The sequence below is a fragment of the Streptomyces ipomoeae 91-03 genome, assembly GCF_000317595.1.
GTDB lineage: Bacteria > Actinomycetota > Actinomycetes > Streptomycetales > Streptomycetaceae > Streptomyces > Streptomyces ipomoeae.
Genome location: NZ_AEJC01000402.1, coordinates 1 through 21,310, shown reverse-complemented (window position 1 = coordinate 21,310; position 21,310 = coordinate 1). Strand labels below are relative to the sequence as shown.

Annotated in this window: 16 protein-coding genes; 12 read left to right on the top strand and 4 right to left on the bottom strand. The window is 72.4% G+C overall.

Annotated features, from left to right (window positions below; genetic code table 11):
* Window positions 1-106: 106 nt before the first annotated feature.
* Window positions 107-610, bottom strand: a complete 504-nt coding sequence (locus STRIP9103_RS26425) for a hypothetical protein (RefSeq protein WP_100243998.1) — start codon at window positions 608-610, stop codon at window positions 107-109.
* A 253-nt stretch (window positions 611-863) separates the two neighbouring features.
* On the opposite strand from STRIP9103_RS26425, the gene STRIP9103_RS50790 reads away from it, so the two are divergent.
* The 4 genes from STRIP9103_RS50790 to STRIP9103_RS50120 all read left to right on the top strand — a co-directional run bounded on the left by STRIP9103_RS50790 (window position 864) and on the right by STRIP9103_RS50120 (window position 10,097).
* On the top strand, window positions 864-7,334 hold the full coding sequence (locus STRIP9103_RS50790; protein ID WP_009323521.1) for a zeta toxin family protein: 6,471 nt from the start codon (window positions 864-866) through the stop codon (window positions 7,332-7,334).
* 120 nt (window positions 7,335-7,454) lie between these two features.
* Window positions 7,455-8,276 (top strand): response regulator transcription factor, encoded by an 822-nt coding sequence (locus tag STRIP9103_RS26415; RefSeq protein WP_009323529.1) that lies wholly within the window; start codon window positions 7,455-7,457, stop codon window positions 8,274-8,276.
* A 97-nt stretch (window positions 8,277-8,373) separates the two neighbouring features.
* Window positions 8,374-9,729 carry a sensor histidine kinase gene (locus tag STRIP9103_RS26410; protein WP_009323541.1) on the top strand — a complete coding sequence of 452 codons (1,356 nt, stop codon included), beginning with the start codon at window positions 8,374-8,376 and terminating at the stop codon, window positions 9,727-9,729.
* A 197-nt stretch (window positions 9,730-9,926) separates the two neighbouring features.
* Window positions 9,927-10,097, top strand: a complete 171-nt coding sequence (locus STRIP9103_RS50120) for a hypothetical protein (protein WP_158696912.1) — start codon at window positions 9,927-9,929, stop codon at window positions 10,095-10,097.
* Window positions 10,098-10,113: 16 nt separating this feature from the next.
* Here STRIP9103_RS50120 and STRIP9103_RS26405 read toward each other — a convergent pair whose 3' ends face one another.
* Window positions 10,114-11,286 (bottom strand): hypothetical protein, encoded by a 1,173-nt coding sequence (locus STRIP9103_RS26405; RefSeq protein ID WP_009323522.1) that lies wholly within the window; start codon window positions 11,284-11,286, stop codon window positions 10,114-10,116.
* 89 nt (window positions 11,287-11,375) lie between these two features.
* Window positions 11,376-12,614 (bottom strand): PP2C family protein-serine/threonine phosphatase, encoded by a 1,239-nt coding sequence (locus tag STRIP9103_RS26400; protein WP_009323540.1) that lies wholly within the window; start codon window positions 12,612-12,614, stop codon window positions 11,376-11,378.
* Between the two features lie 109 nt (window positions 12,615-12,723).
* Here STRIP9103_RS26400 and STRIP9103_RS26395 point away from each other — a divergent pair, with 109 nt between their 5' ends.
* Both STRIP9103_RS26395 and STRIP9103_RS26390 read left to right on the top strand, forming a co-directional pair.
* Complete coding sequence (locus STRIP9103_RS26395) at window positions 12,724-13,215, top strand: hypothetical protein (RefSeq protein WP_009323531.1); 492 nt, start codon at window positions 12,724-12,726, stop codon at window positions 13,213-13,215.
* A 301-nt stretch (window positions 13,216-13,516) separates the two neighbouring features.
* Window positions 13,517-14,479, top strand: coding sequence for a hypothetical protein (locus STRIP9103_RS26390; RefSeq protein WP_009323533.1), 963 nt, complete (start codon window positions 13,517-13,519; stop codon window positions 14,477-14,479).
* Window positions 14,480-14,482: 3 nt separating this feature from the next.
* Here STRIP9103_RS26390 and STRIP9103_RS26385 read toward each other — a convergent pair whose 3' ends face one another.
* Complete coding sequence (locus STRIP9103_RS26385; RefSeq protein WP_009323536.1) at window positions 14,483-15,478, bottom strand: BtrH N-terminal domain-containing protein; 996 nt, start codon at window positions 15,476-15,478, stop codon at window positions 14,483-14,485.
* Window positions 15,479-15,531: 53 nt separating this feature from the next.
* On the opposite strand from STRIP9103_RS26385, the gene STRIP9103_RS26380 reads away from it, so the two are divergent.
* The 6 genes from STRIP9103_RS26380 to STRIP9103_RS26355 all read left to right on the top strand — a co-directional run bounded on the left by STRIP9103_RS26380 (window position 15,532) and on the right by STRIP9103_RS26355 (window position 21,282).
* Window positions 15,532-16,353 (top strand): alpha/beta fold hydrolase, encoded by an 822-nt coding sequence (locus STRIP9103_RS26380; protein WP_009323538.1) that lies wholly within the window; start codon window positions 15,532-15,534, stop codon window positions 16,351-16,353.
* 254 nt (window positions 16,354-16,607) lie between these two features.
* A complete protein-coding gene (locus tag STRIP9103_RS26375) occupies window positions 16,608-17,078 on the top strand; it encodes a DUF7144 family membrane protein (RefSeq protein ID WP_009323544.1) in 471 nt (156 codons plus the stop codon).
* Between the two features lie 242 nt (window positions 17,079-17,320).
* Window positions 17,321-17,578 (top strand): hypothetical protein, encoded by a 258-nt coding sequence (locus STRIP9103_RS50785; protein WP_009323535.1) that lies wholly within the window; start codon window positions 17,321-17,323, stop codon window positions 17,576-17,578.
* A gap of 177 nt (window positions 17,579-17,755) precedes the next feature.
* Complete coding sequence (locus STRIP9103_RS26365) at window positions 17,756-18,766, top strand: endonuclease/exonuclease/phosphatase family protein (RefSeq protein WP_009323523.1); 1,011 nt, start codon at window positions 17,756-17,758, stop codon at window positions 18,764-18,766.
* A 108-nt stretch (window positions 18,767-18,874) separates the two neighbouring features.
* Complete coding sequence (locus tag STRIP9103_RS26360; protein ID WP_009323524.1) at window positions 18,875-20,842, top strand: FUSC family protein; 1,968 nt, start codon at window positions 18,875-18,877, stop codon at window positions 20,840-20,842.
* A 221-nt stretch (window positions 20,843-21,063) separates the two neighbouring features.
* Complete coding sequence (locus tag STRIP9103_RS26355) at window positions 21,064-21,282, top strand: hypothetical protein (RefSeq protein ID WP_009323534.1); 219 nt, start codon at window positions 21,064-21,066, stop codon at window positions 21,280-21,282.
* The last annotated feature ends 28 nt before the right edge of the window (window positions 21,283-21,310 follow it).

Genomic DNA, 21,310 nt, shown 5'->3' with positions numbered 1-21,310 from the left:
ACCGTCCACGGCTACTCGCCAGGATCCACCCCCGGCTACTCCCCAGGAGCCGCCCGCAGCTGCTCCCCAGGAGCCACCCCCGGCTGCTCCCAGGCACCGCCCGCGGCTACTCGCCCAGGAACGTCTGCGCCAGCAGTTCCTTCGCCAGCTCCGTCGCGAGGCCGGCCAGTTCCTCGCCGCTTCGGCCGGGGCCGAACGCCGCGCCCGGGGAGAGCCGGGCCGCCAGCTCCTCCAGCAGGCCGGCGACGATCATCGCCCGCAGTTCCGTGACGACCACGTTGCGTTCGGGCTCGCCGAGCGGTCGCTCGTCCAGGCCCCGGTCCTCGTCGAGCCGCCGCCGCAGCTCGGCCGCCCGCTGCGGAAGGGAGATGGGCTCCGCCCGCCGGCCCACGTAGCGCCTCGCCGCCAGCGCGTGCTCGAACGGGTCGGGAACCGCGGGTTCCGGGGCGGACTCCGGCGGCGCACCCCCGCTCAGCGCAGCCCGCAGGTCACGGAACGCGGCGTCGAGTCGGGGCGAGGGGGTCTCCAGTTCGGACACCGCGTCGAGCACCCCGATCGCGGCGTCCCGCAGTTGACCGTACGAGGCCCCGACCATGTCGTCCTGCGCCATCGCTCCCCACTCTCCCCCGGCCGACGTTCGTCCTTCGACGTTCCGCGGTGTTCCGTGTTCCGCGGTGTCCCGTGATGTTCCGTGATGTTCCGTGGGTGTCACAGAACATCTACAGGGAAACAGCAGGCACTTGGCCGCTGCCTTCCCTGAACTAACTTTCTACGAAAGATCTTTCTGCAGACCGTTCCGCAGACCTTTCCGCAGATCTTTCTACGCATGACACCGTAACGGCCAGATCCTTGGGGGAGGACACTTGACCACGGACGGCGCGCTGCTCGACCACCACGCCCGGCCCGGAGGCCGGCGCCGGACGACCGTCACCTCTCCCGAGACCCCGGGCACCGCCTACGTCGTCACCGACCCCCGGCCGGTGACCTCGGAGGCCGCCCGCGCCGGCACCGACGACATGCGTCCGTCGGACCTCGGCCCGGACGTGACCGACTTCGCGTGGAGTGCGGACGGCACGGCGCTGCGGGTGGAGACGCGGACCCTCGGGCCGCTGCACTTCCGTCCCGTCGAGGAGTCGCCCGCGTCCGGTCTCATGGGGGAGACGGACCTGCGCTCCGGCAGCGCCGAGGCCCCGCACCTCGTACGGCTGGCCCGCACCGACATGCTCGCGCGCACCTGGATCCATGAGATCACGGACACGATGCGGGAGCTGACCGAGGCCCGGGAGGCCGGCCGGCAGGGCGTCGCGCGCGGGCCGCTGGCTCCGGAGCACGTCCCGGCCGGCGAGAGCTGCGTGCCCGCCCGGACGCGCGAGTACGCGTGGCTGTCGCGCAAGTGGCAGGAGGCCGCCACCCCGGAGGAGCAGTCCCGCTGGGAAGTGGAACTGATGGGCACGGCACGGGACATCGTGGTCCGGGGGCACACTCCTGAGCTGCCGCCGTGGGCGAACGACCCGGCGGACAGCGCCGCGTGGCGCAGCCGATGGACCTTCCAGTACGCCGAGAGCGGCCCCGACCGGTGGAAGCTGTCCGACGTCGACAACGAGCTCGCCTTCCGGTGGGAGATCCTCCCGCAGGCGATGGCGGGGGTCGGCAGGCCGGAGCGACCCGAGGTCACGTTCATCGGAGGGCAGGCGGCCTCCGGCAAGACCACGGCCCAGCAGTCGGCCATGGAGGGCATGGGGCCCGCGCGCGCCCTCGTCGCCGACTTCGACGCCCTGCTCTCGTACGCCCCGATGTACCGGTCGCTGATGGCGGCGAACGACCGTACCGCCGCCGGGCAGGTGGGCGGGGACGCCTGGGTCTGGATGAACAAGATCATCGAGGTGGCCCGGCAGGAGCGGCTGAACCTCATCCGCGAGGGCGCGATGGGCGGCTGGGAGGGCGCCGCCCAGGACGCGGCCCGCTTCCGCGCCCTCGACTACAAGGTGAACGCCCATGTGATGGCGGTCCCCGAGGCGATCAGCAGGCTGTCGATCCTCAACCGCTACCAGCAGATGCGGGAGGAGCACGGGTACGGCCGACTGGTCGTCCAGTCCATCCACGACGAGGCGTACACCGGCATCCCGCAGACCATGCGGGCCGTCGACGAGCTGAAGTTCCTGGACACCGTCACGCTGCACCGCTGGGGCGGCGAGATCGTCTACACCAACTCCCTGGACGCCGAGGGGAACTGGCGGGCGCCTGCGGAGGCCCAGCGGACGCTGGAGGCGGTGCGCGCGGCGCCGTTCACCGACGAGCAGGCCCGCTGGTACCGGGAGACGTACGCCCACCTCGACGCCTCCCTGCCGGCGGAACTGCGGCCCCAGCTGGGGGAGATCGCCGAACTCGCCGCCCGCCACGGCGTCGACGTCGCCCCCGCCGGGCCGGCCGAACGCGCCGGAGAGGACGTGCGCAGGCAGTACGCCGACGCCGCCGACGAGGTGCTGCGCGCCGCCTACGCGCAGGAACGCGAGCGGCTGCTCCAGGACCACCAGCAGCGGCTGGCCGTGACACCGCCGGCCGAACGGGAGGCGGCCCGCCAGGAGTTCGCCGCGCGGTGGGCGGAGCTGGCCCAGCAGCACGACGCCGGCCGGTTCGGCATGCGCATCCTGGCCTACTGCACCGAGTGGGACCCCCACAAGGGCGGCATCGTGGCCGTCAACCGCAACCTCGTCGAAGGGCTCGCGGCCGCCGGCCACGAGGTCTACGTCCGCGTCGGACACGAGGTGCCGCCGGAGCCCCCCGGCGAGCGCATCCACCTCATCGGGCCCCGCGAGTACGATCCCGCGCGCGGCGAGCAGGAACAGCTGGTGTACGGCGGGGAGGACCTGCCGCAGGGCGTGGACGCCGTCATCGGGCACAGCCGCTACTCCGGCCCCGAGGCGCTGCAGGTCCGCGACCAGCTGTACCCGGACACCCCGTACGTCCAGGTGGTCCACATGGTGACCGGGGCGCTGGCCCGGGTCGCCGAACGGCCTGACCTGGAGGTGGAGTTCGAGGGCATCGAGCGCCGTATGGTCGCCGCCGCCGACATGGTCGCGGGGGTGGGCCCGGTGCTCGCGGACGAGGCCCGGCGGCTCGCCGCCACCAACCCGGGCGACCACAGCCCCGCCATCCACCAGATCGTTCCCGGAGTGCCCTTCGAGGAGCAGCGGCTGCCGGCCTGGGACGGGGAGCGGACCCGCAATGTGCTGCTGGTCGGCCGCGCCGACGCCCCGCAGAAGGGCGCCCACCACGCCGCCCTCATGATCCGCCGGCTGAACGAGGAGGGCATCGACGTCAAGCTCACCGTGCGCGGCGCCGCCCCCGAGACCGTGGAGCAGGTCAAGGAGCGGCTGTCGAACATCGCCGGCCGGGAGGTTGAGGTCAAGCCGTTCTCGATCGACCGCGCCGAGATCCTCGCCGACATGCGGCAGGCCGACGTCCTGGTGATGCCGTCGCAGGCGGAGGGCTTCGGGCTGGTCGGGTTCGAGGCCGCGGGCTCGGGTCTGCCCGTGCTGCTGCCCCGCACCAGCGGGGTCGGGGCCTTCTTCGCCGACCCGAACCGTTTCTCGCCCGAGCTCACCCGGAACAGCCTGGTCGAGCAGGACTTCGAGGGCCAGGTGGACGTCGGGCTCTGGACGGACAAGCTGCGGGAGATCCTGCGCGACATCCCCGCCGCCCGGGAGAACGCGCTCGCCCTGCAGCGGCAGCTGCGTGAGGCCAACACGACCTGGGTGGGCGCGGCCGACTCCCTGGCCGCGGCGATCCAGGCCATGCCGGACCGCCGCGCGCCGGGCCCCGAGGCGCCCGGGCTGCCCGCGATGAGCGGGGACGGCTGGGTGAACTGCGCCCAGGGCCACCCGCACTGGGGCCGGTTCGGCGGGGCCGGGCTGCTGCCGTTCCACCGCGCCGAGGACGGCCAGGTGTACGTGCTCATGCACCACCGGGGAGCGGACACCGACCAGGGCGGAACCTGGGCGCTGCTCGGCGGCGCGCGCGACAGCCACGAGTCCGCGGCCAGGGCCGCCGTCCGCGAGGCCACCGAGGAGAGCACCCTCGACCCCGCCCACCTCCGTGTCGAGCGGGTCGTCCGCGACGACCACGGCGGCTGGTCGTACGACACCGTGCTCGCCTCGGTCGACCGGCCGGTGGAGGTCCGGCCCGTCGAGGGCGAGTCCGTGGCGCTGGCCTGGGTCCCGCTGGCCGAGGTGGAGAACCTGAACCTGCACCCCGGCTTCGCCGCGAGCTGGCCGGGCGTACGGGCCGAACTCGGCGCCGTGCTGAACGGCGAGCCGTCCCCCGTCCGCGTCACCCCCACGCCCCCCACCAGCGCGCTCCCGCTGCCCCCGCACCCGGTGACCGGCGCCCGCGTGGTCGCCCGGATCCCGCTTCAGCACGGCGCGGAGATCACGAACCGGGAGCTGGCCACGTTCACCGACGGCACCCGGGCCGTGTACGAGAAGTACGCGCGGCCCGAGGACGCCATCACCAAGGTGCTCGACGGTTACGTGGGCCGGGCGGTCGGTGCCCGTGTCCCGCTGTCCCACCCCGTGGGCCTGCACGAGGTCTACACCGACCACATGCCCGGCGAACCGGCCTCCGCGCGCCACCGCGACCTGGCCGCGCTGGCGGAGCAGGGGCTGCCCGCGACCCGCGACGGCGTCTTCCTCGGACTGCACCACACGCTGACCGCCACCCAGGGCGTCACCACCGGCCACCTCGTCCTCGGGGAACGGCAGGGCCTCATCGCGGTCGGCGACGGCGCCCCGACGCACGGTCCGCTCCCGGACGCCGCGAACCCGTTCGTGCGCACCTTCTACCGGGAGACCGAGGCACACGTGTTCTCCTGGGTGGACAACCCCGTCCCCCCGGCGGACATCGGGATCATGCGGCGGCAACTCGACGGTCTGCGGCCCCTGTTCGAGCAGCTCGGCCGGTCCGACCTGCACCATGTGGTGCTGGAGCGGTTCGACCAGGTGGCGGAGCACGCGCGCGGCACCGCGGCGCTGCTGCCCAGGGAGCCCGGCTTCCAGGTCGCGCTGCCCGCCCCGGCGCCCGAGCGGCACTACCCGCTGCCCCCGCCGCCGGGCTCCCAGGAGCGGATCGACCAGCAGCGCATCGGCGAGGCGCTGCTGACCGACGGCGGCCGGATCACCAGCACCAGCCAGGCCAAGACCATCGCCATCCAGGCCCTCGCCGAGCGGATGCGGTCCTCCACGCCCGAACTCACCCTCGCGGCGTTCGGCCTGGTCGTCGGCACGGACATGGCGCACCGGCTGGGCGACGGCCGCTACGCCCTCGTACCGCACAACGCGAAGTACCCCTCCATGGGGGCCGACGTCCTCCGTATCGACGAACTCGACCCGGCCAACCCACGGCACGCACCGGACCGGACGCTGCGCATGGACGACCCGCGCGCCGACGCCCTGGTCCGTCAGATCGCGGTCAGCGAGGTGATGGGGGCCTGGGCGTACGGCTCCAACAACAACGTGCGCGTGCTGGCGCTCCAGGAGGCCGCGAAGGAGGAGTTCGGCCTCACCGGGGTGCTGGAGTGGCGGATGGACACGCGGACGCGCGACGCCGTGAACATGGAACTCGACTACAACCGGGACGCGTTGCGGGACTTCCTGCGCACCCAGTACGACCTCACCCAGGAGTCCCTGTCCGCCCGGAACGTCACCGAGGTCATCGCCTACCGGGCGCTGACCTGGCACGAGAGGGCGGCGCAGCCGGACTGGGCCGGACTGGAAGTGGGCGACGCCTTCGAGGCGCGCCACCGGCCGCTGTCGAGCTGGGCGGCGGACCGTCAGATCGTCGCCGACTGGCTGGAGCAGCGCGGCGGCCACGCCGTGATCCTGGTCGACCGCAAGCCCGCGCAGGACATCCTGTCCATGCCCACCACCGGCATGGGTTTCCTCGGCCAGAAGGAGTGGGTGACCCTGCCGGGCGACCGGCTGGTGACGCTCGACGGCGTCTACACGGGCAGGGCCCCCGCGTCCGAACTGGAGCAGACCGCGGCGAGCAGCGTGACCATCGGCGCCCCCGACCTGGGCCCGACCGCGCAGCCGGAGAACAACCCCAACGCCACGGCTCCGGACGCGCAGACGCCGGCTCCGGACGCGCAGACGCCAGTTCCAGACACCCAGACGCCGGTTCCGGATACCCAGACGCCGGTTCCGGACGCCCAGACGCCGGTTCCGGACGCGCAGGCGCCGGGTTCGCAGGAGCCGGTGCCGGTGCCGGCTCCGGATGGGCCGGTGCCGGTCGCGCAGGAGGCCGGTGACCGGTGGTTGCCCCTCGCGGTCACGGCCTCGCTCGACCCCGCCGACCCGCTCGACAACCGGATCAGCCGCATCCTCGCCGGCCAGGAGGAGTTCCCGAACTGGTGGCCGCGCGACGACAGCGGCTACGCCATCACCAAGCGCGACCTCGACTTCCTCGGCATCGAGCCGGTCCAGATCAAGTGGATGCTCACCGGTGAGGCGCCCATGGGCATGACCCCCGAGGTCTACCAGCGGTTCGGCACGGAGATGCTCCAGGCCCTGCGGCAGGACGGCATCGAGCCGTCCGAGGTCGACGTACGTCTGAAGGGAACCGGTTCCGAGTTCTTCGCCGGCATCCACAAGACGATGCCGCACGAGGACGACCTGGCCGCCCGCCCGGAGGCGGCACGGCGCCTGCGGGAATGGTTCGGCGACAGCCAGGAACGCCCCACGCGCCGCCCGTACGACTCCATGTGGCGCCTCGGTCTCGAGTCCGTACCCAGCGACGTCGACCTCGACTTCAACAGCACCGCCATGATCCGGACCGCCCGCGCGCACTGGAGCGCCCACCACTCCGACCGGTACCCGGGCGACTTCATGGGCGGCCACGGCTACCTCGACAAGGAGGCGGTGAAGGGCGCCTTCCCCGCGCTGGCCGACTGGGCGCGCCGATGGGAACGGGAGCTGGGCAGACCGCTGTCGCTGGGCGTCTTCGAGTCCAGCGGCCCGTTCGACGCCACCCGACTCGGCCGCACCCTGTCCTCCCACTTCCGCGACACCGACTGGGTCATCCACAGCCCCGACAAGCCCATGGCGTGGCGCACTCCCGTCTCACGGATCATCGAACTCGTCGACCAACAAGGCCAGACGTCACGGGTGTCGGCGGCGGCGGCCCGAAGCCGCCCGACCACGACCAGGACGACACCGGGGGTTCCGAACCCGTCACCGGGGACTGCGAACCCGGGTAACCCGGGCCTGGGGCAACAGGCCGGGCACATACGGCGTCCGGGGAACGAGCAGCAAGGGGGCAACAAGCCGAACCAGCGGTAAGGAGCGACTCATTCCGGATGATTTCGAAAGCGCTCTCCCTTACCTGCGGGTACATGTGACGATACGAGCCTGCCGGAACTTGAGATCTCAATTGAGGTCACGGTCGCAAAGGAACAGGACATGACCGCCCCTGTACCCTCGGTCCACTCAGCAGCGCTCCCCGTCCCACCAGCAATATCGGCGTCACCGGCCGCGTCGGCCGCCCCGAACCCGTCGGCCGCCCCGGGCCCCTCGGGCGCCCCGGCCTCGGCGGGCGCGTCCGCCGGCCGGCTGCTCGTCGTGGACGACGAGGAGGGCATCCGCTCCATGCTCACCATGGCCCTCGAGTTCCTCGGCTACCAGGTCACCGCCGCGGCCACCGGCCGTCAGGCCCTGCAGGCCGTCACCCGGCACGACCCCGATCTGATCCTCCTCGACGTCAACCTCCCCGACCTCAGCGGATTCGAGGTCTGCCGGACGCTGCGGGACCGGGGCAACGCCGTACCGGTGCTGTTCCTCACCGGGCTCGGCGGCGTCGACGACCGGGTGCGGGGGCTGGACATGGGCGGCGACGACTTCGTCACCAAGCCGTTCGAGTTGAAGGAGGTCGCCGCGCGGGTCCGTGCCCTGCTGCGGCGGGCCGGCGGCAACAACCCCACCCCCGACCGCAACCGGCTGCGCGCCGGCGCGGTCCAACTCGACGCCGACGCCCACCAGGTCTGGGCCGCCGGGCGCCCCGTGGACCTCACCACCACCGAGTTCGCCCTGCTCCGCTACCTCATGGAGAACCCCGGGCGCGTGCTGTCCCGTGGGCAGATCCAGGAACGGGTGTGGAACCACCGGGACGAGGGCTCCGGGGTCGTCGACACGTACATCTACTATTTGCGGCGGAAACTGGGTGAACCCGGGCAGTCCCTCATACGGACCGTGAGGGGCGTGGGTTACCAGCTGTGCACGAACTGATCGACGGTGCGGAGCCGCGAGACGGTACGGCCCCGCACCTCTTAAGGGCCTTCGGCCCTCACATGGCACGGGGGCCGGAAACGAACGGGCTGAGCGGATGAGCGGGTTCAGTGGGCTGACCAACGGCGGACTCGGGGGAACCATCAGAGCTGCCGGGCTGCTGGCGACCACCACGCCGTACGAGCAGCCGCGGCCCCGGCTCCCGGCGCCCCCCTTCGAGCGGCCGATCCGCCCCGACCGGGCGGGGCAACGTACCGTCGGCTTCTGGCTGATCGCCACGCTCGCCACCCTCGGCGCGGTGGCCGCGCTCTCCGCATACCTCCTGGCCCACCAGCTCGCCACCCGCGCCGACCAGCAGATCGCGGGGTTCATCCGGCTCGCGCGCAGCCCCGCCACCCCGCGCTCCACCGCCGCGAACCTGGACGAGAACTGCCTGGTGCTGGCCCTCGACGCCGACGGCCGGGTCGTCGAGCGCCACCGGGGCTCCACCGGCCTCCCCGCCTTCCCGACCATCGACCCCGCCCGGCTGAAGACGTACGCCACCCGTACGCACCCCTCCGCGTTCGGCGACGACTACCGCGCCCAGGTGGTGCCCGCCCACCGGAACGCCCCCGACGACCCGGCCCGTTACCTCCTCATCGCCCGGTCCACGGTCGACGACCGGCTCGCCGTCGAACGCCTCCTCCAGGTCGAGAGCGTCGCGGCGCTGCCCCTGCTGGCCGGCGTGCTGTTCGGCGCCCGGCGCCTCGGGCGGCGGGAGGTCAGGGCGCGCGAGGAGTCCGAGCGGCGGCTGCGGGAGTTCATGGCCTCCGCCGGGCACGAGTTGCGCAACCCGCTGACGACGATCTCCGGGTACGCCGAACTCGCCCGCGTCGGTGACGGGGACCCCGCGTACGAGCCCATGCGGCAGGAGGCCCTGGGCCGGATCTCCACCGAGGTCGGCCGGATGAGCACCCTCATCGACGAGCTCGTCCTGCTGACCCGCCTCGACCTCGGCCAGCCCCTGCAACTGACCACCGTGGACCTGGCCCGGCTCTGCCGTGACGCGGCCACCGCCGCCCGCGACTGCAACCCCGACCACCCCGTACGGGTGCTCATCGCCCCCGGCGACCACACCGTCATCGGCGACCCGCTGCGGCTCCACCAGCTCGTCGCCAACCTGCTGACCAACGCCCGCGTCCACACCCCCGCCGGCACCACGACCACGCTGGGGCTCGGCACGGAGGACGGCCACCGCGTCATCGAGGTCATGGACGACGGCCCCGGCATCCCCCGCGAACTCCACGCCCGCCTCTTCGACCCCTTCGTCCGCGGCGAGGAGACGAGGGCCGCCGGCAGCGGGCTCGGCCTCAGCATCGTCACCGCCATCGCCACGGCCCACGGCGGCCGGGTCACCCTCGAACCGTCGCACCGGGGCGCCTGGTTCAGGGTGCGGCTGCCGGCGCCGGCGTGAGAGCTCGCCGGGGTCGGGAAGCCCATGAGGGCCATGAGGGCCATGAGGGCCATGAGGGTTGTGAACGGTTCCTGACTCCGGCGTAACTTACGTATGGCTGTGAGGTGCGGTTTTTACTTTTACTTGGTGGATTTCTGATCGTTCTCTGATCAGCATCCGATCAGTTCCGGAGCCGCGCCCGATTAAGTGGACGACGTATGAAGCGCACCAACGGTGTGACCTCGTACAACTCCCCCTCCGAGGTCGGCCCGGCGTGCGCCCTGATCGACGGCTCATCGATCTACGACGAACGGAACGACGGCTCATCGACCCGGCTCGGCCAACCGGGCACACGCCGGACCGACCTCAACTCCCCGAGCACCCGCTGACTCCGTCAGGCGCCGCTCAGCTCCCCGAGACGCTGCTGACCTCCGTGAGGCGTTGCCGCAGCTCCGCCAGGCGCTGCCGCACATGCCGCAGCGCGCCGGCCCGCCGCCCCGGCACCCTCGCCCTCAACTCCGCCAGCCCCAGCCCCAGTTCATGGGCCCGCCCGGCGTCCGTGACCTGCCCCCACTGATGGTGCGCCCGGTCCGCCGCGGCCTCGACCGCCGGATCCTGAGCCTCCTGCCCCGCCGCGAGCCGTGCCTCGGCCACCCCCAGCCACCGCTCACAACTGAGCGCCGCGTCCCCCGCGAACATCGCCAGATCGGCCCGCACCTCCCGCCAGTGCAACACCTCTTCGGCCCCGTCCCCGAACTCCGCCCGAGCCTCCCGCTCCCGCTCGGCGGCCAGGAGGTCGGCGTCCGAGTGCCGTCCGGCTTCGACGGCGGCGGTGATGGCGGCGTGGGGGTCGACCTGCTCAGGCGGATGGGGCGGCACCGCCGGATTGTTCAGCCCGTCCGGCGTTCCGAAGGTGCCCCCGCCCCCGCCGCCACCCCCGGGCGCCGTCGCGTCCCAGGCCAGCACCACATCGCCGTACCCGCCCACCCGCGCCAGCACCTGCTCGTGCAACACCGACGGCACCGGCCGCTGCCCGCTCCGCAGTATCGTCGCCAGCGTCTTCATGTACGCCGGCACGGCCACCCCCCGCCGCACGCCCCCCGTCGGGGGCGGCGCGATCCGCCCGTACACGCTCACCCCGGGCCCCGACGTGAGGGGCCGTCCCGCCAACTGCCGCCACACCTCGGCGTCGGCGTGCAGATCGACGAACAGCGTCGTGGACCCGGGCGCGCGCAGCCGCAGCTCCTCCACGATCCAGTGCCAGGGGAACGCGGTGTAGCGCACGGTCGCCGGCGTCGTACGCGCCAGCGCCAGATGGACCAGCCGCTGCTTGCGGTCGAGCTGGAGCTGCCCGGTGAGGTAGACGGTGAGCGGCCCGGGTGCGGTGGCCGCGGCGCGCAGCCGGGTCAGGACGGCCTGCGGTTCCAGCGGATCGGCCAGTTCGACGACGTTCGCCGTACCCGTGCCGGACAGCACCTCGGGCGCGACGGCCGCGAGTACGGGAAGCACGGACGCCGCGTCGACCAGACACCCCTTGCCCATGGGCGAGGCCGCGAGCAGCAGCACGGTTCCGGGCATCGGTTCCCTCCCCATCGATCACGTACGCCATCCAGCACCGTAACCGCTGCGCGTGCGAACGGGGGAAAGCAGCCGGTGGAAGGCCCCGTTCAGGGAGTTTCCGGTCGTCCCGGGAGCTTCGGGGCGCCTCCCCCGTCCGTACCGTCGGCCCGCCGTACCGCGAAGATCGTCGTGTCGTCGCCGAGGTGCCCGCCGGTGTGGGGGAGGACGCCGTCGCGGACGAGGCGGACGAGGGCGGCGGGGTCGGCGGCGACGCGGGGGTCGGCGGCGAGCGCCCCGGTGAGGTACGCGAGGAGCGGGAAGAACGCGCCGCTGCCGTCGCGGGCCTCGGTGACCCCGTCGGTGACGAGCAGCAGACTCTCGTCGGGAGCGAGCCGTACGGTGCACGTCCCGCGCGTCCGCGGCGCCAGATCACCCAGCCCCAGCGGAAGTCCCTCCCGCAGCGGCAGGGGTCGTACGGAGTCGGCGGAGACCAGGAGCGGGGGCTCGTGGCCGAAGTTGATGACGTCGACGGTGACGTCGCCGAGCCCGGTGAGATCCGGCCCCCAGTCGGTGCGCTCGCTGCGCAGCTGGGGGAAGTCGAGCAGGACGGCGGTCGCGAAGCGCTCGTCGTCGCGGCCGACGTGGGCGCAGTAGCGGACGTGCCGCACCATTCGCGTCTCCAGCCGTTCAGCGACGGTGGTGGCCTCGGGCTCGTAGTAGGCCGCCTCCCGGAACGTGCCCAGCAGCACGGACGCCGCCTCCACCGCCGGGAGCCCCTTGCCCTGGACGTCGCCGATGAGGACGCGGGTGCCGTGGGGGCTCGGCTGGATGTCGTAGAAGTCGCCGCCGACCCGGGCCTGGCTGTCGGCGGCGAGGTACTCCTCGGCGTGATCGAGGCCGCCGACGTCCGGCGGCAGCCGGCGCAGCAGGATACGGCGGGTGGTGTCGACGACGGCCCGCATGTGCAGCATCCGCTCCTGCGCGCGCAGCCGCACCGCGCAGGCCGGCACGGACAGCGCGCCGCCCAGGGCGACGAGGATGAAGTCGGGCAGCCCGGTGCGGTACTGGTGCGGCCAGGAGTTGTCGCCGACGACGTACACGAGCATGGCGAGCACCGCGAACAGCGTGGTCGTCCACACCCCGCAGACCGCGGCGGCGACACCCGGCACGAGCACCAGCCACGAGAGGACCCGGAAGTCACCGCCGGTGCTCCAGTCGATCACCGGCACGGTGAGCAGCACGACGAGCGGCGGAAGCCAGGCGACGCCGCGCCCACGGACCCGCAGCAGCTGGTGCCGCTCGACGGGGTCCGGCTCCCGGCGCACACGCGGCATCGGCATCCGCATGAGCCACAGCGAAACACGCCGCCACGGCCCCCGCATCCCGACTTGCCGGCGGCCCGGCCCAGGTGTGCCCTGGAATCGGGGACCCCCGGGGGGAGAGAGGAGCGCTCCCATGGCTCAAGCGGCACCCACGCCGGGAACTCCGGCCAGACGCGACACCCTCACGACCGGACCCACCGGACGCGCCACATCCACCGCCGAACGCGCCACACCCGACATCTTCGGCGAGCGCACCCACGCCGTCGCCCACTGGGCCCTGCCCGCGGTCCTCGGCCTCGTCTACGGCTACTGGGCCGCGGCCATGAACCGCGACGCCGGCCCCATCACCGGCTGGAACATCCTCTTCGGCTTCGCGACCGCGTTCGTCTTCACGGTGTTCTACCTGGCCGTACGGGCCGTCGCGCCCCGGCTGCGCCGCGAACTCCACGCCCTCCTGTGGGCCGCCTTCGCGGGCTGCGCCTTCGGCTTCCTCTACAGCCAGGCGTCACAGCACACCGTGCTCCGCTCGGCGGCCATGTCCCTCGGCGTCGCGGCGGGGCTGTTCGCGGTGCTGTTCTACCGCTACTACACGCACGAGGACGCGGAGGGGCATCGGACGAGATGACGGCCACGACGGCTGAGGTGACGGCCACGACAACGGCCGGACCGATCAGGAACTCCAACTGAATTCGAACTCGAAGTCGAACGACATGGACCCGTTCCCGTGCTGGTGGTCGTCCTTCCAGTGCGGGCACGGGTCCGCGCACTTCGGTACGGACGCCGCCGTGCCGGCGGGGCGGAGGCCCGGGCGCGGGCAACGGACACCTGGGGGCGTTTTCCCCGTACGGCTTGTCTCGTACGACCATTCGCAGTCAACGGCGGCACGAGCGCTCGCGCGGGGGCGGCGGCGGGATTTGCCTGAAGGAGTGCCCCAACGTGTTCGCCGCATCCTGTCGGCCGTACTGACCGTGCTCGCCTGCCTGTTGTTGCCGGCGGGCGCGTTGGCGGCGTGGGCGACGTACGAGCTCGGGGACCCGGGCCGGTACGAGGCGGTGACGGCACCGTTGGCGGCCGACCCGGACGTACAGGATGCGCTCGCGGCGGCGATGGCCGACGGAATCCTGCGGGAGGTCCGGGTGGGGTCGCCGTTGCGGGAGCCGGTACGGGAGTTCACGCATGACGCGGCGCGGTCCTTCATGCAGACGGAGGCGTTCCGCGCGGCGTGGCACGCGGCGAACCGGGCGGCGCACGACGCGGTGCTGCGGGCGGTGCGAGCCGAGGACACGGGCGCGGCCGGCAGCGAGGCGCAGCCGGTGACGCTCGACCTCGCGCCGGTCGGTGAACGCGTCAAGCGGCAACTGGTCCGCGACCACGTACCGTTCGCGCACCGCATCCCGGTCGCGCACATCGAGTTCACAGTGCTGTCGGCCGATGAACTGGCCCGGCTGCGGAAGGGGTACCGCATGCTCGAAGTCGCCGCGTTCTGGCTCCCGGTGGGCGCGCTCGCGCTGGCCGCCGGGGGCATCCTCATCGCCACCCACCGCCGCCGAGCCATCTGCGCCACCGGCCTCGGCACGGCCCTGGGCGGCGCGTTCCTGGGCGCCGCCGTGGCCCTGGGCCGCCACCTGACCGTCACCGACCTGCCTCCCGACGTCTCCCCCGCAGCCGCCGTCGCCATCTACGACACCCTGACGGCGACGCTCCGCAAGGTGACGTGGGGTCTGCTGAGCCTGGGCCTGACGGTGGCGGCGGTGGCATGGCTGACGACCCGTCTCACCCAGCACCGCCGCCGGGCCCCCGCAGACCCGCAGCCGACACCGACACCGACATCTGAGCCGCCGCCGACGGAGACATCGGCACAAGTACAGGCCGGACGACTACGGGCCTGAGGACTACAGGCCTCTCCCCAGGCGGCTCAGCGCCTGCATGGCCTCGCGCTCCACGCGTGAAAGATCGGACAGGACGGTGCCTGCCTGTACGAGGCACTGCGCATCACCTGATTCACCGGCCTTGGTGATCAGTGCCGCGACTTCCGTCCACAGGGTGGCCGCCTCGCTGTACAGCCCGTGGCCGGTGCGCAGGTGACCGCTGTCGAGCAGTTGGGTGCATTCGGCGAGGAAGTCGCGGTAGAGATTACGGAACAGGGCCCCGCCGGTGCCGGCCTTCTCCATCAGAACGGCGGCCTGGGGCAGGTCCCGTCGCGGGTCGTCGGTGCGCTGGAGCCATGTGCGCACCAGCTTGCCGGCCTTCGCGATTCCACGGTGGCCCAGGTTGGCGATGGGCGGGTCGAGGAAGGCGTCGGCGCAGGCGGTGACGGCGGGAATGATCCGGGCTCGCGGGGAGGGCGGGTTCCTAGGAACGGTGAGGGTGAAGGACCGGTGCTTGGCGGTCATCGGCCCGCGCGCGGCCCTGGCCCGGGCGAGACCGGTCAGGCTGGTGGACACCGCTCCGCCTTGCTGCTCGGTGTCCACCAGGTAGGCGTCGCGGTCGTCGTAGCCGTACATGGCGACGACATGACCGCCGAAGTGCGCCTTCGACCCGAAGTAGTCCAGGTGGTGGCTGTCGAGTTGCAGTCCGACGGGGTGGCCGGCGTCGATGGGGGCGACCACGTTCTCCCATGCCCTGCGAGGGGAGGTGGTCTCCTGGACCAGGAGCTCCAGGCCGAGTGTCGCGGCCAGGTTCCTGGTGAGTTCGAACGGCTTGACCCGTCCCCCGAGGAAGGGGAAGCCCATGTTCTTGCTGTCCCAGTAGACGAAGGACAGACCGGAGCCGAGGCCGAAGAGCATGGGCTCGGACAGATCGAGCCCTTGGTGCCGCAGCAGCACCCCCAGAGCCGTCGTCTCGCAGTGCTGCGTTCCGCGCGCGTCGACGTCTTTCACCGTTGGCATAGCGGCAAAGATTCCAGTGGACCGGGGAGTTGGCGAACCCTAGGGTCGGCCCCATGGCACCCTTCTTGGCGTACGAGGACAAAGGAAACGCGAACCCGAGCCCGGAAGCGGCGCTCCCCGACCCCCCGTCCCTCCCCCTCGTCCTCATCCACGGCCACCCCTTCGACCGCACGATGTGGCACCCCCAGATCACCGAGTTCGCCCCCACCCGCCGGGTGATCGCACCGGACCTCCGCGGCTACGGCGAGTCCCCGGTGGTCCCGGGCATCACGCCCCTCTCCACGTTCGCGGAGGACATCGCGACGCTCCTGGACGACCTGGGCGTCCCGGAGTTCGTGCTGGCCGGCCTGTCGATGGGCGGCCAGATCGCGATGGAGTGCTACCGGCTCTTCCCGGAGCGCGTCCGTGGTCTCATCCTGGCTGACACGTTCCCGGCGGCGGAGACGGAGGACGGCAAACGCACCCGGAACGCGATGGCGGACCGGCTGCTGCGGGAGGGGATGACCGGGTACGCCGACGAGGTGCTGTACAAGATGGTCGCGCCGTACGCGGACGCCGAGGTGGCGGCGCACGTACACCGCATGATGACCGCCACGGACCCCCAGGGCGCGGCGGCGGCGCTACGCGGTCGCGCGGAGCGCCCCGACTACCGCGAGCTGCTGACCCGGGTCACCGTCCCGGCCCTGGTCGTGGTGGGCGCCGACGACGAGTACACCCCGGTCGCGGACGCGGAAGCCATGCACGCGGCGCTCCCCGACTCCACGCTCCAAGTGATCCCCGACGCCGCCCACCTCCCGAACCTGGAACGCCCGGCCGAGTTCAACAAGACCGTGACCGCCTTCCTGACCCGGCTGGACGAAACCGCCGCCGGATAGGGACCGTGCCGGGCAGCCGCGGACGACGAGCGGCAACCATGCCGAGCAGCCGTCGCGATGAGAGGCAATCGTGCCGGGGCCGAGACCCCGCTGGACCGGGGCTCGGCCCGTTCGCGACCTCGGCTGAAACCTCGCCGGACGCGATTCACCCGTTCGCCCCAGCCCTGATGCGGCCCTCCCCCCACCGCGTGACCCTACGGATGAGCTGTCATTCCATCCGAGGATCCGCTGAGGATCCGTCCGAGGAGGCCTTCATGGCACAGCACGGCACCGCCCCGCGCGAGAACTCCCCGACCGGCCAGACCATCTCGACGCCGACGCCCTCCTACGCGAGGCACTCCGGCACGGCCTGGGCCCTCGGCGGCACGATCTTCGCCGGCGTCCTCATGACGGTCAGCGGCATCATGGGCATCCTCAACGGCATCGCGGGGATCGCCGGGGACGACGTCTACACGAACATCGGCGACTACGTCTTCGAGTTCAGCCTCTACACCTGGGGCTGGATCCACCTGGCGATCGGCGTAGTCGTCGCCTTCACGGGCTGGAGCATCCTCCAGGGCAAGGACTGGGCCCGCGGCATGGGCATAGCCCTGGCCTCCCTCTTCGCCATCGAGTACTTCATGTTCCTCCCGTACGCCCCCGTCTGGTCCATCATCGCCATCGCCATCGCGGTCTTCGTGATGTGGTCCCTGGCCACATCCCACGACCATCCCGCGACGACGTAACCGGCCACCTGGGCACCGCCACGCTGTTGCCACCACCTGATGCGCGCCGTGGTGGCAGCAGCAGGCCCGACCGCGGGGCACCGCGCTCGCCCGGCTGAACGCGGCCCGCGCAGAAGCCCGGGCGGCCCTCGCTCGGCACCGATGCCGGGAGCCGTTGTCCGCCTGAGGCACAGAGAAGCTGATCGACCTCGCCGAACTCGCCGTGCAGCGGGCCTACCACTGCACGCCGCGAGTACGTACGGGTGGCCCGAGCCGTCAACGGAGACGAGCTGCGCACCAGGCAAGCACACCGCTCGGACACTCCTCGGGCCCAACTCCACGCAGGCTACGTACTCGGCAAGGGCGCCGGGTACTCGGATCTGGAGTTCGCCTTCCTCATGGAGGTCATCTCCTGCCCGTCACCGAGCCGCCCGGCCGGGCTCGTCCGGGAGCATCTGGACGCGGAGAAGATCGCGTCCATTCCCGTACTTGCCGCCCGAGCGGCGAGAAACGACGGCTGAAGCCCGGTCGGCCATGCCCCTCCCGGTCGGCCATGCCCCTCCCGGTCGCCCCTGGCACCACCGCACGATCCGCCGCGCCCCCGACACCAAGTCGTGACCCCACCCCCGCGCAACCTTCACGCCACCGACCTCGTCCTTGAGAAGGAGCACCCCCTGAGGCGAACGGAAGGCCGGCCCGTGGAGAGTACGACCGTCGAGCGGCCGGAGGCGCCGGCGCGGCGGAAGACGCACGGCGGCAAGAAGGTGTTCGCCGCGCTGTTCCTGCTCGGCGTGAGTGTGGTCGTCGGCTGCCGGGCCGTCGACAGTGACGGGTTCACCCCGGTCACCCAGCTCCTCGCGTTCCTGCCCTGGCTGCTCGTCCCCACCGGTCTCGCCCTTCTCCTCTCCGCCTGGGCCCGCTTCTGGATCGGGCTGGGTTGGGGAATGGTGCTGCTCGGCGCCCTCGCCTGGTTCATCGAGCCGTACGGGGAGACGACCGAGCCGACCGGTGCGCGGCTCGCCGAGCTCCGCGTGATGGCGTCCAACGTGCAGTTCGGCCGGGGAACGGACGCCCTGATCCGCGCCGTGCACCGCGACGACCCCGACATCGTGTTCGTCGAGGAGTGCCAGGCCACCTGCCTGGCCTCCCTCCGGGACACGTTCGGTGACCTCAGCGGCAAGAACCCGGCCTACCCCTACCGCCAAGTGGTCGAGGGTTACGGGTCCGACGGGTCCGTCATCCTCAGTCGCTTCCCGCTCAAGGCCGCCGATCCGATCCCGGCCACCATGGGCATGCCCGGCGCCGTCGCCGACATCGACGGCCACCCCGTACGGCTGCGGCTGGCGCACCCCATGCCGCCGTTGCCGGGACAGCTCGACACCTGGCGGCGTGAGCTCGGCGCGCTGCGCGCGTACGCGGCGGCGGACAGCCGGACCCCGACGATCGTCGCCGGGGATTTCAACGCCTCCCAGGACCACGCCGCCTTCCGCCGCATCCTCGACACCGGTCTCAGCGACGCCGCCCGCCTCACCGGCGCCGACCGCACCCCGTCCTGGCCCGCCCGCACCACCCCGGCCCTGGGCGCCCAGATCGACCACGTACTCGTATCGGCGAAGGACTTCTCCGCACGCGGCACCCGCTTCCAGGAGCTGTCCGGCACCGACCACAACGCCGTCATCGTCGACCTCACCCTCCACCGACGGAAGTAAGCAATACGGAAGTAAGCGACAACAGCGAGAACAGCGATAACGAAGTAAGCGACAACTTCGGAAAACAGGCCGAAGGGCCACGGAAACCCCCCGCGCCATAATGGCCCCATGCCCCGCCCGTTCCGCATCGGCCTCACCCCGCCCGACTGGCTGGTCCGGAACCTCCAGCCGCAGCAGGCGCCACCCGTCAACCGGCCGGCGGTCGTCCGCGCCGCCGTCGCCCTGACGCTTCCGCTCGTGATCGGCCTCGCCGTCGGCCGGCCCGCGTACGGTGCCCTCGCCTCCATGGGCGCCCTCTCCGGAGTCATCAGCGACACGGCGGACGCGTACCGCATGCGGCTGCTCAACATCGCGGTCCCGCAGATGTTCGCCGCCGTCGGCATCACCCTCGGCTCGCTGGTGTACGGACATGGGTGGGTCACCGTCGGCGCGCTCACGGGGATCGCGCTGGTCTCCGGGATGATTTCGACGATCGGCGCCGTGGCCTCCGTGTCCGGGCTGCTTCTGCTGCTCAACTCCGTGGTCGGCGCGGGTCTGCCGATGCCGGGCGAGTGGTGGCTCGCCCCGCTGCTGATGAGCGGCGGGGGTCTCCTCGTGCTCCTCCAGGCCCTGCTCGGCTGGCCGCTGAGGGCCGGCGTACCGGAACGGGCCGCCGTCGCCGAGACCTACCGCCGGGCCGCCGACCAGCTCGCGGCCACGGCCGACAGCGCGGAGGCGTACGACGAGGCCCGTCGCGCCGTCACCCAGTCCCTCAACCAGTCGTACGACCTCGTCCTCGGCCGCCGCACCCGCCACCACGGCCGCAGCCCCGAACTGGTCCGCCTGCTCGCCCAGTTGAACGCCCTCACCCCACTCGTGGAGGCCGCCCCGGCCGTACGTCTCTCCGGGCGTCCCCTGCCCGAGGAGGTCCCCACCGCCGTACGGCATCTCGCCGAGGCCGTCGAGACGGGGTACTCGGGGCCGCTGGGACTCCGGCTCCCCGAGCCCGGCGGCGGGATCGGGCGGGCCGTCGACCAGGCGCTGCGGCACGCCGCCGACGTCGTCACCGAGAAGTCCCCGGACGCCCTCGCCGGCACGGCGAACACCGTCGACCGCCGGGGTCGCTACGCCCCGCTCCGCGTACGCGCCGCCCGTGCCGCACGCGATGTGGCGCTGTCCGCCGGCTCCTGGCGCTACGGTCTGCGCCTCGCGCTCTGCATCGGCCTCGCCCAGGCCCTGGTGTCGCTGATACCCGTGCCGCGCTCGTACTGGATCGCGCTGACCATCACCTTCGTACTGAAGCCGGACTTCGGTTCCGTCTTCTCGCGGGCGCTGCTGCGGGCGCTCGGCACGGTCGTGGGGCTGGTGGTGGCCGCCGGGGTGCTGGCGGAGGTGCCGCGCGGGTGGTGGGACGTATCCGTGATGCTGCTGCTCGCGCCCCTCATCCCGGTCTTCACGCCCCGCGGCTACGGCTACCAGACGGCCGCCATCACCCCGGTGATCCTCCTTCTCTCCGACATCCTCAACCACCAGGGCACCGGCCTGCTGCTGCCCCGCCTCGTCGACTCCCTCATGGGCTGCGCCATCGCCCTCGTCGCCGGCTACCTCCTCTGGCCGGAGAGCTGGCACGCCCGCGTCGGCGACCGCCTCGCCGACGCCGTCGCCGACACGGCCGCGTACGTGGAACGCGCCTTCGGGGCCGTGGGGGAGGGGGCGCACGACCACGCCGGACGCGCCCGGATGCGGCGCCGTCTCTACCGGGACCTCTCCGCCATCCGTACGGAGTTCCAGCGGGCCCTGACCGAGCCGCCGCCCACCGGGCGCAGGGCCGCCGCGTGGTGGCCGCTGGTCGTGGCGGTCGAGCGGATCGTCGACGCGACGACGGCCGCGCGGGTACGGGTCAAGCAGGGGGCCGAGTCGCCGTCGTCCGCCGAGGTCGACCACGTGGTGCTTCAGCTGCGGGAGTTGGCGGAGGGACTGCGGGAGACGGACGTCCTCTACGCGGTCCGGTCCGACCTCAGCGGGCCGCCGGGGAGCGTACTGGAGCCGCTGCGCCAGGAGGTGGCGGCGGCCCGGGCGATCACGTCACCGCACTGAACGTCCCACTGAACGTCCCGCTGGTCGTCGCCGGCAATCGCGTCACCGCGCCGCCCCGCACTCGCCCCATGGGGGCAGACCAGTCAACTCACCACAGGGCGCCGAATCGTTACGTCATCCACGCGGGAGTGACGGAGCGCGCGTTCGCAGGAGGGAAGAGGCAATGATCGAACTCGTCCGACCACCCTCTCCACTTCCTTTCTGACAAGGGGATGCTCTCCATGCGCCGTACCGCCACCGTCCTGCTCGGAACCCTCGCCCTCGCCGGCGCCATGGCCCCGGCCGCCACCGCGGCGCCGGACCCCGTGGGCACGGTCACCTGCCTCACCGAGACGCCGACCGCCGTGACGGACCTCGCGGCCGACCCCACCGCGCTCGTCGACCCGGCCGCGCTGCTGGACCCGGCCGGCGCCCCGGCCGTGAGCTGCCTGGCTCCCTGAGCTTCCGCAGCTTCGCGGAAGTGAGTGC